Genomic DNA, 12,312 nt, shown 5'->3' on the forward strand with positions numbered 1-12,312 from the left:
GGTCCCCGTCACCGACTCACGCAGAGGTCAGAGGGCCGTCCATGGGACACAAAGGTGCCAAAGGCCGAGTCTAACGGGGTGGAGGTGGACGGATGCGCCCGCGGGCTGCCCGGCCGGCTCTCAGGTGAGATACGCCGGGGTGCTCACGGGCAACGTAAATCGGAACTCCGCGCCGCCGCCTTGGGCGCGGCCGACCGTGATGGCTCCGCCGTGGGCTTCGACGATGCCCTTGACGATGTACAGCCCGAGGCCCGTCCCGCCGCGCTTGCTGCCCCGCCAGAAGCGGGTGAAGACGCGGTTCATGGACTCCTCCGGGATGCCGGCGCCCTCGTCGCTCACGATGACCGATGTGCCGACGTCCTCTCCCTCGCGGGGGGACGGGGCGGGCGTGACGTCAATGGTGACGGTTCCCTCGCCGTGCCGCACCGCATTTTCGATGAGGTTGCTGAGCACCTGGTCGACCTTGTCGGGGTCGGCCCACAGGGCGGGCAGCGGCTGCTCGACGCGCAGCAGGAAGCGGTCGGCGGGCTGGCCGGCGGCCACGTAGGCCTGGATGTGCCGGCCGACGGCGGCGCCCATGTCGACGGGCTGGCGGCGCACCTCCAGCCGGCCCGAGTCGATGCGGGAGATGTCGAGCAGCTCGGCGATGAGCCGGGTGACGCGGTCGGCGTCGGCGTCGACCGTCTCCAGCATCAGCCGTTTCTGGTCGTCGGTGAACCGCGACCACTTGGCGAGGAGGGTGGCGGTGAAGCCCTTCACTGAGGTGAGCGGGGAGCGCAGTTCGTGGGCGACCGTCGCTATCAGCTCGGCGTGGCTGCGCTCGGTGCGGCGGCGCGCCTCGGTGTCGCGCAGGGAGACGACGACGCGGCGGACGGGCCCGGTGGGCTCGCCGCGGACGTAGCGCGCGGAGACGAGCACCTCGCGCCCGCCGGGCAGCAGCAGGTTGCGTTCGGGCTGGCGGGTCCGGGTGGCGAGCCCGCCGTACGGATCGGTCAGCTGCCACCAGCGGCGGCCCTCCAGGTCCTCCAGCGGCAGGGCCTGCTCCAGCCGGCTGCCGAGGGCGTCCTCGGCGGAGACGGCGGTGATGCGTTCGGCGGCGGCGTTGAAGCAGACGACGTGGCCGTGCTCGTCGGCGACGACCAGTCCGTCGGGCAGGTCGTCGGGGTCGACGCCGAGGCCCGCGGCGTCACCGGGCGGGCGGGGCGTGGAGTCGTGCGGCACGGCCCGTGCTTCCCGCGTACTGCTCATGCCGACGCTCATTCCCCGTACCCCACCTCTCAGACGACTGAGGGGCCCCCGAGCTGGTCACCCTACTAGGCCGGTTCGGAGCGGGCCTAGCGGTCGGTGACGGAGCGGCACCCTCCCGGGGCGCGCTGTGCACGGGCCGACGCGTAGAGACATACGGCCGCGGCGGTGGCGAGGTTCAGGCTCTCGGCCTTTCCGTGGATCGGGACGCGGACGACGGCGTCGGCGAGGGCGCGGGTCTCCTCCGGGAGGCCCCAGGCCTCGTTGCCGAACACCCATGCGGTCGGTCCGCCCATGGCGCCCTTGTCGAGTTCCTCGTCGAGGTCGTGCGCGCCGATCCCGTCGGCGGCGAGGATGCGCACCCCGGCGTCCTTGAGCCCGGCCACGGCGCGCTCGACGGGGACGCCCACGGCGACGGGCAGGTGGAAGAGCGAGCCGACGGAGGCCCGTACGGCCTTGGGGTTGTACAGGTCGACGGAGGCGTCGGTGAGGACGACGGCCTCGGCGCCGGCGGCGTCGGCGCAGCGCAGGACGGTGCCGGCGTTGCCGGGGTCGCGGACGTGGGCGAGGACGGCGACGAGCTGGGGGCGGGCGGCGAGGATGTCGTCGAAGGGGGTGTCGAGGAACCGGCAGACGCCGACGAGGCCCTGCGGGGTGACGGTGGTGGAGATGTCCTCGATGACCTGCTCGGCGGCGAGGTGGACGCGGGCGCCGGCGGCTCGTGCCTCGCCGATGATGTCCGCGTAGCGCTCCGCGGCCTCGGGGGTGGCGAAGAGTTCGACGAGTGTCGCTTCGGTGCCGGAGCCGGAGCCCGTGCCGGTGCCAGCTTGGTGTGCGGCGGCCTCCCGCACGGCCTGCGGGCCCTCCGCCAGGAACAGGCGCTCCTTGCCCCGGAAGTTCCGCCTGGCGAGTCGCCTCGCGGCGGAGACTCGGGGGGAGCGGGGGGAGATGAGGTCGGGGGTGGCGGGGGGCATGGGGCACCTTCGGTGGGAGGCGGGACAGGAGACGGTTTTCCTCGCCCCCGCCGCCCCTACCCGTCCCGTCCCCGGGGCTCCGCCCCCGGACCCCGCTCCTCAAACGCCGGAGGGGCTGTTTCAGCCCGTCCGGCGTTTGAGGACGAGGCCCGTCCAGGGCCGAAGCGGGGGTCTGGGGGCGCGGCCCCCAGGTACGGGACGGGTAGGGGCGGCGGGGGCGAGGACCGGGGCCGGGGACGCAGTCGGACCCGCAGGCCAGGGGGCCTGCGGGTCCGTTCACTCACGTCGGCCTAGAGCCGGCGCGGCGTCACGCCGCCTTGGGGGCGTTGACGTCGCTCGGCAGCGCCTTCTGCGCGACCTCGACGAGCGCGGCGAACGCACCCGCGTCGTTCACGGCCAGCTCGGCCAGGATCTTGCGGTCGACCTCGACGTTCGCGGCCTTCAGACCCTGGATGAAGCGGTTGTACGTGATGCCGTTGGCGCGGGCAGCGGCGTTGATGCGCTGGATCCACAGCTGACGGAAGTCGCCCTTGCGCTTCTTGCGGTCGTTGTAGTTGTAGACCAGCGAGTGGGTGACCTGCTCCTTGGCCTTGCGGTACAGGCGCGAACGCTGACCGCGGTAGCCGGAGGCCTGCTCGAGGATCGCCCGGCGCTTCTTGTGGGCGTTGACTGCCCGCTTGACGCGTGCCACTTGTTGACTCCTTGTAGCGGGGCCGTGGTTGGACTCACACGACCCGGTATCGATTGGGTCCCGGTCAGAGATCAGGCGCGGGAAGAAGATCCGCGCCCGACGTCACTTGCCGAGAAGCTTCTTGATCTTCGCGGCGTCGCCCGGGGCCATCTCGGCGTTGCCGGTGAGGCGACGCGTCACGCGGGACGACTTGTGCTCGAGCAGGTGGCGCTTGCCGGCGCGCTCACGGAGCACCTTGCCGGAGCCGGTGACCTTGAAGCGCTTGCTGGCACCGCTGTGCGACTTGTTCTTCGGCATAGCGCCGTTCTCTCCTCGTCGGTGGCGCTCCGATGCCCGGTCGTGGAAACCGGGCACTGGTGGAGCGTCGCTCTTGTATCGGTTTACGTCCAGGGGACTCGCGTCCCCACGGGATCACGCCTCGGCGGAAGCCTCGGCAGGGGCCTCGGCGTTCACTGCGTCCGTGTCCACGGCGTCTGCGGCGTCCGCGTTCACGGCGTCGGCGTCCGCGGCGTTCTGCGAGCGGCCGGGGTTGGCCTTCGCCTCGGCCTTGCGGGCCTCCTGCGCCTGCCGGGCCTCGGCCATGGCCTCGGTCTTCTTCTTGTGCGGACCGAGAACCATGATCATGTTTCGGCCGTCCTGCTTCGGGTTCGACTCGACGAACCCGAGGTCCTGGACGTCCTCCGCGAGACGCTGGAGCAGTCGGTAGCCCAGCTCGGGCCGGGACTGCTCACGACCGCGGAACATGATCGTGATCTTGACCTTGTCGCCCTGCTTGAGGAACCGGACGACGTGACCCTTCTTGGTGTCGTAGTCGTGCGGGTCGATCTTCGGCCGGAGCTTCATCTCCTTGATGACCGTGTGCGCCTGGTTCTTGCGCGCCTCACGGGCCTTCATGGCCGACTCGTACTTGAACTTCCCGTAGTCCATGAGCTTGCAGACCGGCGGGCGGGCGTTCGCCGCGACCTCGACCAGGTCCAGGTCGTACTCCTGCGCAAGCTCCAGTGCCTTGGCCAGGGGGACGATGCCCACCTGCTCGCCACTGGGACCGACAAGTCGCACCTCGGGAACGCGAATCCGGTCGTTGATGCGGGGCTCGGCGCTGATGGATCCTCCTATGTAGCACCACACGGCAGCCTGGCGGACGGCCGCGTAACGTCTGTGTCGTTAGACCTATAACCACGCCGAAGCACAAAAAATGCCCCGAACGATCACATGCGGGGCTCCAAGCACTACCGGAGCACCGTCGCGAGGGATCGCGGGGCGCGCTACCGGGCGACTCCATCGTCCGTACGGAACGATGGTGGCCGCCTGACCGGGGTGACCCGCCGCCCCGGAGGGTGGTCGGGTGGGAGTTCGGAGCCTCCACTTGTGGGCCGGACCCGCCTGCTGAGGGGCACGCGTGTCCGACCGGTCGTTACACGAGATTAGCAGCTCATGGAGGCGTGCGCTAATCCGGTGTCTCCCGCCTCCTGCTGTCAAGAGGGCATACCGCTGGCCCTATCGTGTGGGGCATGAGTGAGACCTCCTCCTCGGGCACTCCCGAGAACCCCGGCGCCGCCGGCTTCGACGAGATGACCCGCGACATCGCCGAGGTGCCGGCGGTCGAGGTGATCGTGACGGTCGCCGTCAACCTGATGAGCGCCGCCGCCGTGAAGCTCGGTCTGACCGACGAGGGCGACAAGTACAAGGACCTGGACGAGGCCCGCAAGCTGGTGCACGCCCTCGCCGGTCTCCTCGACGCGTCCACGACCGAGATCAGCTCCTTCCACGCGGCCCCGCTGCGCGACGGCCTGAAGTCGCTCCAGCTGGCCTTCCGCGAGGCGTCGATCGTCCCGGACGAGCCGGGCCAGGGACCGGGCGAGAAGTACACGGGGCCGGTCTACGGCTAGACCTGGGCCGGTCTGCGCCTGGACCTGGGCCGGTCCGCGGCCGTCCGGACGGCCGTGGCCGTCGGCTACGCGCGTACGTACAGGGGCTCGCCCGGAGGCGTCGTCCCGGCCGGCAGGAGTGCCAGGTCGAGGCCGCGCACCAGGCGGGCCCTCAGCGTTTCGTCGGCGGCGAGACGCCGGGCCACGGACCGGGCGGCCTCGGCGGGGGCCGCGGCCGGGTCCAGGACGAGGGCGAGGGTGCCGTCGGCCTGTCCGGGCCCGAGGTGGGCGCTCAGGACGGCGGGCTCGGCGGCCACGGCCCCGCGGACCGCGGCGAGCACCGCCGGGTCGGTGAGCGGGTCGGTCGTGGTGCGGCCCTCGGCGAGGGCGAGCAGCGCCGGCCCCGTCAGTTCGAAGGGGACCGGACCGGCCAGGTCGAGGACGACCGTGTCGGCCTTCTCGTGCGCGGCGGCCTGAAGGGCCTGGTGCAGCGGTACGGCGACGGGGCGGGCCTCGGGGTCCCAGCGGGCGAGGGACTCGGTGGAGGTGAACGCGGGCAGCGCGGTGCGGGCGCCCGCCTTCAGGGTCGGGACGGCCATGTCGCTGCTCTTCTCGCGGCGCAGCCCGTTCTCGTCCTCCTCGACCTCCCCGAGCACGGCCACGACGGGCACGAGCAGCCGGGCGCCCTTGAGGGCGTCGAGGACCGGGCCCACGGCGGTGCGGTCCTCGGCCCAGGCGGCGAGGGCGGCGGCGAGCCGGGGATCGGCGGAGCCGTCGTCGTCGGAGAAGCCGGGGTCGGGAATGTTCTTGTTCGCCACGGTCACCGACCCTATCGGTGGGATGCTGCTGGGCTTGTGCGGGGCCGGAAACACGGCGGAGACCGCTTTCACAGGTTTCTCGAACTTCGCTGACGTACTTCTTACCTGCGTCTCACAGGACGCACAGTCACCGCGTCCAGCATCGCGGCATGGAGTCCTCCGGAGCACGTCGCAGCCGCCGCGCTCGCCCGCCTCGGCGTCGCCCCCTCGTCCGCTCCGCGCTCGCCTCCGTGGCCGTCCTCGGCGCCACCGCCGCCGGGACCGTGTACGTCAGGGCCCAGACCGACGCCGGCGCGCACGCCGTATCGTCGGCGGCGACGCCGTCGGCCTCGACGTCGGTGAGCGGGGAGGCGTCGGTGGAGCCGGTGGTCGGCACAGGGGCAAGGACAGGGGCAGGCACAGGGACGGAGGCGGAGGCGGAATCCGCGGTGGACCGCGACGCGCTGCTGGCGAAGGCGTTGGCGTCGGTAACCGTGCCGGACCGGGCGGCGCTGTCCGTGGCCGTGCTCGACCTCGGCTCCGGTGCGAGCGCCGTGTACGGCTCGGGCCTCTTCGACACGGCGAGCATCGTCAAGGTGGACATCCTGGCCACGCTGCTGCTGCGGGCGCAGGACGAGGGGCGGCGGCTGACCGAGCGGGAGCGGACGTACGCGACCGCGATGATCGGGAACAGCGACAACGTCTCGGCGTCGGCGCTGTGGGACGCCATCGGGCGGGCCGACGGGCTGGACGCGGCGAACGAGCGGTTCGGGCTGACCGAGACCGAGGGCGGCGACAGTGCGCTGTGGGGGCTGACGCAGACCACGGCCGCCGATCAACTCGCCCTGCTGCGGCAGGTGTTCGCGGAGGGCTCGGCAGGCTCGGCGGGCTCGGCGGGCTCGGCGGGCTCGGCGGGCTCGGAGCTGAGCGAGGCATCGCGGGCCTATCTCCAGGGGCTGATGGGGGAGATAGCCGTGGGCCAGCGGTGGGGGGTCTCGGCCGCGGCCGACGGCTCCGCCTGGAAGCTGAAGAACGGGTGGCTGGCCCGGAGCACGACCGGTCTGTGGGACGTCAACAGCATCGGCCGGGTGACCGCCGGCGGGCACGACTGCCTGGTGGCCGTGCTCTCGGACGGCAACGCGACGCAGGCGAGCGGCATCACGCTGGTGGAGGCGGCGGCGAAGGCGGCGGTGTCGTCGTTGACGTCCGCCTAGAGGACGTCGAAGGGACGTCTAGAGGACGTCGTACTGCTCCTGGTACTGCCGTTCCCTGCGCTCCTGTTCGCGGCGGGCGCGCCACAGGAGGACCGCGGCGACCAGGAGCACTCCCCCGGCGCCGCCCGCGAGCGGGCCGGCCCAGCTCGACGTGTCGTCCTCGGCCTTCTCGACGTCGGGGCCGGGGCCGAAGTACTGCTGGCCGTGGGCCGCGGACCGCAGCCCCTCGGGCTTGAGGGAGCCGGCCGCCTTGATCGCGGCGGCCGGGTCGACGAGGCCGAAGCCGCGGGAGTCGTCCCGGCCGCCGGTGGGGGCGTTGCGGGCGGTGTCCTCCAGCAGTTTCTTGATCTGCGCCGGGGTCAGGCCCGGGTGGGCGGCCTTGACGAGGGCGACGGCGCCGGAGACGAAGGCCGCGGCGGCGGACGTGCCCCAGCCCTGGTAGTACTTCCGGTCCGGGTGGGCGATCACGACGTCCACGCCGGGCGCGCTCACCGTGGCGTACCAGCGGCGGGTGGAGAAGGCGGCGCGGGTGCCGTAGCGGTCGACGGCGGTCGCGGCGATGACGCCCGGGTAGGCGGCCGGGTAAGAGATGTGGTCGCCCTTCTCGCCGCCGTTGCCGGCCGAGGCGACGACCACGGAGCCCTTCTTCAGGGCGTACTGGACGGCCTCGTCCTCGGCGGGTTCGGGGTGGGCGGAGGCGGAGTCGTCGCCGAGGGAGAGGTTGATGACGTCGGCGCCCTGGTCGGCGGCCCAGCGGATGCCTTCGGCGAGGGCGTTGCCGCGGTTGTTGCGGGCCTTGGTGCGGGCGGGGTCGTCGTCCTCGAGGATCACGCGGACCGGGAGGATCTTCGCCTCGGGGGCGATGCCCATGACGCCGTCGCTCCGCGCGGAGCCGTGTCCGTGGCCGGCGATGATGCTGGCCATCGCGGTGCCGTGGTGGGCCCAGGCGCTGTCGCCGCGCTGTGCGCCGAAGCCGACGAGGTCCTTGCCGGTGAGGACGTTGCCGGAGAGGTCGGGGTGTTCGGCGTCGACGCCGGTGTCGAGGACGGCGACGGTGATGCCCGCGCCCTTGGTGGTCTGCCAGACCTCGTCGGTGTGCAGTGCCTCCAGTCCCCACTGCTGGGCGCGTATGCCGTCGGCGTGCGCGGGGGCGGCGGGCAGGAGGGCGAGGGAGGCGGCGAGGAGGCAGGACAGCAGGCCGGCCCGGTGCGTCGTCCTGCGGCGGATCATGAGGGCTGCTCCGAGGGGGCGGCGGCGGTTTTGCGCAGGCCGCGTTCGACGCGGTCGGCGAGGCCCTTCGCCTCGTTGCCGAGGCCGGCCTGGGCCGGGGCGGTGGTGGCGCCGGACGCGGTGGCCTGGGCGGCGGGTTCGGGGGCGGCGACGGTACGGCCGTCGGCCCAGCCGGAGACGGCGTAGACGACGACGGGCGCGTCGGTGAGGACGGAGACCGTCCAGGAGGCGCGCTGGGCGTCGCCGAAGGCGGCGGCGACGGTGTCCGGGGCGGCGTAGGGGCGGGGCATCAGGTCGGTGCGGCGGGCCAGGCCCTCCTTGTCGAACCGGGCGTCCAGCGCGCGCATGCCGGCCGCGTCGGCCTTGGTGAAGAGCAGGCCGACGGTGGTGACGTAGCTCTGGGTGGCGTCGGTGTAGGTGGCGCGCAGCAGGCGGGAGCAGCCGACGGGGGCGAGGGCCTGGAGCAGCAGCGGGTCGAGGGCGCCGGCGCAGCCGCTGTCGGGGGCGACGGCGACCCGTGTCCAGGTGCGGTCGGCGCCGCCGGGGCCCGCGCCCTGGCCGTCCACGGTGGGCGGGAACAGCTGGTCGACGGGGACGTTGTGCCACAGGCCGGCGGCGGCGGTGTAGGCGCTGCGCTTCCCCGCGTCGGCGGTGTCCCCGACGAGCCAACTGCCGGTGACGGCACCGCCGATGAGGCCGAGTCCGAGGACGACGCAGGTGGCGGCGGCGAGCGTGTGCCCGCGGAAGCGTCTGCGGCTCGCGCTCGGCGCTTTGCCGTACCCCTCGGGCCGCGTGGCCCCGTGGCCGGGGGCGGTCGGCGCGCTCCAGGAGAGGGCGGGGTCGGGGGTGGGACCGCCGCCGAGGACGGGGTCGGCGGGCGGGCGGGGCGGTACGACCGGGGGGTCGGCGGGACGTTCCCGGTCCGCCGGCACGTCGAAGTCGGGATGCCGCACGGGCGACGCGGGAGACCAGGCCGAGCTCTGCCCCGGCACGGCACTGGACAGCGAGTCCCTCGGCGGCTGAACGGGGGCAGGCGCCCACCCCCGGGGCAACGGCGTCCAGGCGGCCCCCGACACAGGAGCCTGAGCGGCATCACCACTGGGCCGAGGACCACTGTCGAGGGGAGTGCCGCTCGGAGCGGCGGTGCCTGGACGGGCGGGGTGTTCGCCCACGGGGGCGACGACCGGCGGACGGGTGGGGCGGTCGGGGTACGGGGCCGTAGTCCCCGGACGGGCGGGGCGGCCGGTGTCAGAGGAGGCCGTACCCGGCCGGGCGGGACGGTCACCGCCCGGAGCGGCAGCCGGGCGAGCGGGTCGATCCGGGTGCGGGGTGGCGTCGGCCGGGCGCGCGGGACGGTCGCTGCCGGGCACGGCCGTACCCGGACGGGAGGGACGTTCGCCGGCCGGGGCGGCTGGCGCCGGGCGGGCGGGATGGTCGGGGTACGGGGCGGCCGTCCCCGGGTGGGTGGGGCGGTTGCCGGGTGCGGGCGTCCCCGGGCGGGCGGGGTGTTCGTCGTTCGAGGCTGCTGTGCCGCTCGGACCGGCGGGGCGGTCGGTGTTCGTGGGGGTGGGGCGGGTGCTGTCCAGGCGGGCCGGGCGGGTCACGCCGGGACGGGCCGGGCGGTCCCCCTCCGGGGCGGCCGGACGCGTGCCGTCCACGCGGGGCGGGGCCTCGCCCTCCGGGCCTGCCGTGCGCATCCCGTCCAGGCGGGCCGGGCGCGACGGACTCGGACCCGGGGTGCGGGTGCCTTCCGGACCGGCGGCGGAACGGGCACCGCCCGCCCCGGCGGGGTGGGTGCCGTCCAGGCGGGCCGGGCGGGTGACGCCCGGACGCGCGGGGCCGTCGCCCTCGGGGCCGTCGGGCCGGGCCGGGCCGGGGGTACGGCCGCCGTCCGTGCCGTCCGAGGCGGCGGGACGGATGGTCTCCAGGCGCACCGGGCGGGCCGTGGCCGGGCGCGGGGGCGGCACGTCCGCCGAGCCGGGGGCAGAGGGCCGGGTCTCGGGGTTCTGCGCGGGCAGGCGGGGAGGCCGGGTCGTCCAGCCGGCGTCTCGGGCCGGGGGTGCGTCCGGGAAGCGGGCCGAGGCGGGCGGCGGGGGCGGGGTCATGGAGTCCGTGTGCTGAGGGGGCCGCAAGTGCGGGAAGCGGGGGGCGGGTTGATCGGACGGGGCCGAACTCCCGGCCGAGGATGCGTCCGGGCGGCTGCCGGCGGAAGCAGGACCCGCCGGAGGCCTCGCCGGAGGGACACCCGGGGCCGTGGCAGGAGGGCCGCCCGCAGCGGTCGGCCTGCCCGAGGGCGCGGCCGGGCGGCCCCCGGCGGAAGCGGGACCCGCCGGGGGCCTCGCCGGAGGGACACCCGGGGCCGTGGCAGGAGGGCCGCCCGCAGCGGTCGGCCTGCCCGAGGGCGCGGCCGGGCGGCTGCCGGCGGAAGCAGGCCCCGCTGGAGGCTTCACCGGAGGGGCAGCCGGGACTGTGCCCAGCGGGGCGTCCAGCGGGGTGGGCCCGCCCGAGGCCGGGGTCGGGCGTGGGCCGTTGGAAGAGTCGCCCGTGGCCGGGCCCGAGGCCGGCGGGGCCTCGTCGCGCTTCCGGGGCTCGGCGGAGCCCGGAGTGTCCAGGGAGCCCGGGGTGCCCGGCGTGTCCGCGGAGCCCGGGGTGCCCGCGGAGCCCGGGGTGCCCGCGGAGCCCGGGGTGACCGGGGAGCCCGGGGGCGGTGCTGGGGGTGTTGTCGGGCGTGGGGGGGCTGTTGGGCGGGGGGGTGTGGTGGGGCGTGGGGGGACGGTGGCGCGGCGTGCTTCCGTGCTCATGCACCCCCCGTTTCCTCGTGCCCGGGCCGTCGTTCTCCTGCTCGGGCCGTACTGCCGCCCGGGCGGCCCGGTGCGAACGCGGCTGGTCCGTTCGGGCACGCATACCCGCACGGGCGGACCGGCATCCCGGCACGGATGCCGACCGGAGCCGTCCCTCCGTGCGTGCGCGTCACTCTACGGCTAGTTCCTGCGGTAACGGGAACCAGTCGCCGACCCCGGGGGCATCTGCCCGTATCGTCCCCCTACCCTGCGGTAATCCGGTCTGGCAGGCTGCGTCCATGACTGCGCGCGCCACCGACCGGGCCCGTTACGACCGGGCCACCGCCCACCTCCAAGCCCCTCTCGCGATCGTCGACCTGGACGCCTTCGACGCCAACGCGGACGATCTGGTCCGCCGGGCGGGCGGTAAGCCGATCCGGGTGGCCAGCAAGTCCGTCCGCTGCCGGACGCTGCTGGAACGCGTCCTCGCACGGGACGGCTTCGCGGGCGTCATGTCGTTCACGTTGGCCGAATCGCTGTGGCTGGCGCGCTCGGGATTCGACGACATCCTGCTCGCCTACCCCTCCGCCGACCGCGCCGGCTTCGCCGAACTGGCCGGCGATCCCAAGCTCGCCGCCGCCGTCACCGTCATGGTCGACGACATCGCGCAGCTCGACCTGATCGACGCCGCGCGGGCCGGTGGACGCGAAGTGGTGCGTGTCTGCCTGGAGTTGGACACCTCGCTGAAGCTGCTCGGCGGCCGGGTGCGGGTCGGCGCGCTGCGCTCCCCGCTGCACTCCCCCGCCCAAGTCGCCGACCTGGCACGGGCAGTGGCCCGTCGGCCGGGTTTCCGGCTGGTGGGCGTCATGGCCTACGAGGGGCACATCGCGGGCGTCGGCGACGCGCTCGCCGGCCGGCCGCTGCGCTCGCGGGCGATCCGGCTGATGCAGAGCACCGCCCGGCGTGAACTCGCCGAGCGGCGCGCCGCGGTGGTGCGCGCGGTGCGTGCCGTCGCGCCGGACCTGGAGTACGTCAACGGCGGCGGCACCGGCAGTGTGCAGCACACCGCGGCCGAGGACGCGGTCACGGAGATCGCGGCCGGCTCGGGGCTGTACGTGCCGCGGCTGTTCGACAACTACACGTCGTTCACCGGCCGTCCGGCCGCCCTGTTCGCCCAGCCGGTGGTGCGCCGGCCGGGCGTGGGGATCGTCACCGTCCTCGGCGGCGGCTACCCGGCCTCGGGCGCGGCCGGGCCGGACCGGCTGCCGGTGCCGTATCTGCCGGAGGGGCTGCGCTACGACCCGCAGGAGGGCCCCGGCGAGGTGCAGACCCCGCTGCTCGGCTCACCCGCGGACGACCTGCTGATCGGCGACAAGGTGTGGTTCCGGCACGCGAAGGCCGGTGAGCTGTGCGAGCGGTTCGACGTGCTGCACCTGATCGAGGGGGACGCGGTGACGGCGACCGCGCCCACGTACCGCGGCGAGGGCCACACGTTCCTCTGAGCGCCGGCCCG

The 12,312-nt window shown here is 74.5% G+C and carries 11 protein-coding genes; 3 read left to right on the top strand and 8 right to left on the bottom strand.

What is annotated here, in order from left to right; translation table 11 throughout:
* Nucleotides 1–120 precede the first annotated feature (120 nt).
* The 5 genes from ACFYX4_RS20035 to infC all read right to left on the bottom strand — a co-directional run bounded on the left by ACFYX4_RS20035 (nucleotide 121) and on the right by infC (nucleotide 4,038).
* Nucleotides 121–1,260: an ATP-binding protein gene (locus ACFYX4_RS20035; protein WP_389334589.1), complete on the bottom strand. Its 1,140-nt coding sequence runs from the start codon at nucleotides 1,258–1,260 to the stop codon at nucleotides 121–123.
* Nucleotides 1,261–1,334: 74 nt separating this feature from the next.
* Nucleotides 1,335–2,219, bottom strand: coding sequence for a TrmH family RNA methyltransferase (locus ACFYX4_RS20040; protein WP_389334592.1), 885 nt, complete (start codon nucleotides 2,217–2,219; stop codon nucleotides 1,335–1,337).
* A gap of 307 nt (nucleotides 2,220–2,526) precedes the next feature.
* A complete protein-coding gene (gene rplT / locus ACFYX4_RS20045; protein WP_004002577.1) occupies nucleotides 2,527–2,910 on the bottom strand; it encodes a 50S ribosomal protein L20 in 384 nt (127 codons plus the stop codon).
* Nucleotides 2,911–3,012: 102 nt separating this feature from the next.
* On the bottom strand, nucleotides 3,013–3,207 hold the full coding sequence (gene rpmI, locus ACFYX4_RS20050; RefSeq protein WP_004933563.1) for a 50S ribosomal protein L35: 195 nt from the start codon (nucleotides 3,205–3,207) through the stop codon (nucleotides 3,013–3,015).
* Between the two features lie 114 nt (nucleotides 3,208–3,321).
* Nucleotides 3,322–4,038, bottom strand: a complete 717-nt coding sequence (gene infC / locus ACFYX4_RS20055) for a translation initiation factor IF-3 (protein ID WP_389334595.1) — start codon at nucleotides 4,036–4,038, stop codon at nucleotides 3,322–3,324.
* 383 nt (nucleotides 4,039–4,421) lie between these two features.
* Here infC and ACFYX4_RS20060 point away from each other — a divergent pair, with 383 nt between their 5' ends.
* Nucleotides 4,422–4,799 (top strand): DUF1844 domain-containing protein, encoded by a 378-nt coding sequence (locus ACFYX4_RS20060; protein WP_389334598.1) that lies wholly within the window; start codon nucleotides 4,422–4,424, stop codon nucleotides 4,797–4,799.
* A gap of 65 nt (nucleotides 4,800–4,864) precedes the next feature.
* Here ACFYX4_RS20060 and ACFYX4_RS20065 read toward each other — a convergent pair whose 3' ends face one another.
* Nucleotides 4,865–5,596 carry an SseB family protein gene (locus ACFYX4_RS20065; protein WP_389334601.1) on the bottom strand — a complete coding sequence of 244 codons (732 nt, stop codon included), beginning with the start codon at nucleotides 5,594–5,596 and terminating at the stop codon, nucleotides 4,865–4,867.
* Nucleotides 5,597–5,745: 149 nt separating this feature from the next.
* Here ACFYX4_RS20065 and ACFYX4_RS20070 point away from each other — a divergent pair, with 149 nt between their 5' ends.
* Complete coding sequence (locus ACFYX4_RS20070; RefSeq protein ID WP_389334604.1) at nucleotides 5,746–6,789, top strand: hypothetical protein; 1,044 nt, start codon at nucleotides 5,746–5,748, stop codon at nucleotides 6,787–6,789.
* An 18-nt stretch (nucleotides 6,790–6,807) separates the two neighbouring features.
* Here ACFYX4_RS20070 and mycP read toward each other — a convergent pair whose 3' ends face one another.
* The gene (gene mycP, locus ACFYX4_RS20075; RefSeq protein WP_389334607.1) at nucleotides 6,808–8,019 is read right to left on the bottom strand and encodes a type VII secretion-associated serine protease mycosin; all 1,212 of its coding nucleotides are present in this window, start codon (nucleotides 8,017–8,019) and stop codon (nucleotides 6,808–6,810) included.
* Nucleotides 8,016–10,124: a hypothetical protein gene (locus ACFYX4_RS20080; protein ID WP_389334610.1), complete on the bottom strand. Its 2,109-nt coding sequence runs from the start codon at nucleotides 10,122–10,124 to the stop codon at nucleotides 8,016–8,018. Before ACFYX4_RS20080 ends, mycP begins: the two co-directional genes overlap by 4 nt.
* 974 nt (nucleotides 10,125–11,098) lie before the next feature.
* Between ACFYX4_RS20080 and ACFYX4_RS20085 the strand changes: the two genes are divergently transcribed.
* A complete protein-coding gene (locus ACFYX4_RS20085) occupies nucleotides 11,099–12,301 on the top strand; it encodes an amino acid deaminase/aldolase (protein WP_389334613.1) in 1,203 nt (400 codons plus the stop codon).
* The last annotated feature ends 11 nt before the right edge of the window (nucleotides 12,302–12,312 follow it).

Source organism: Streptomyces sp. NPDC002328 (genome assembly GCF_042890065.1).
Classification (GTDB): domain Bacteria; phylum Actinomycetota; class Actinomycetes; order Streptomycetales; family Streptomycetaceae; genus Streptomyces.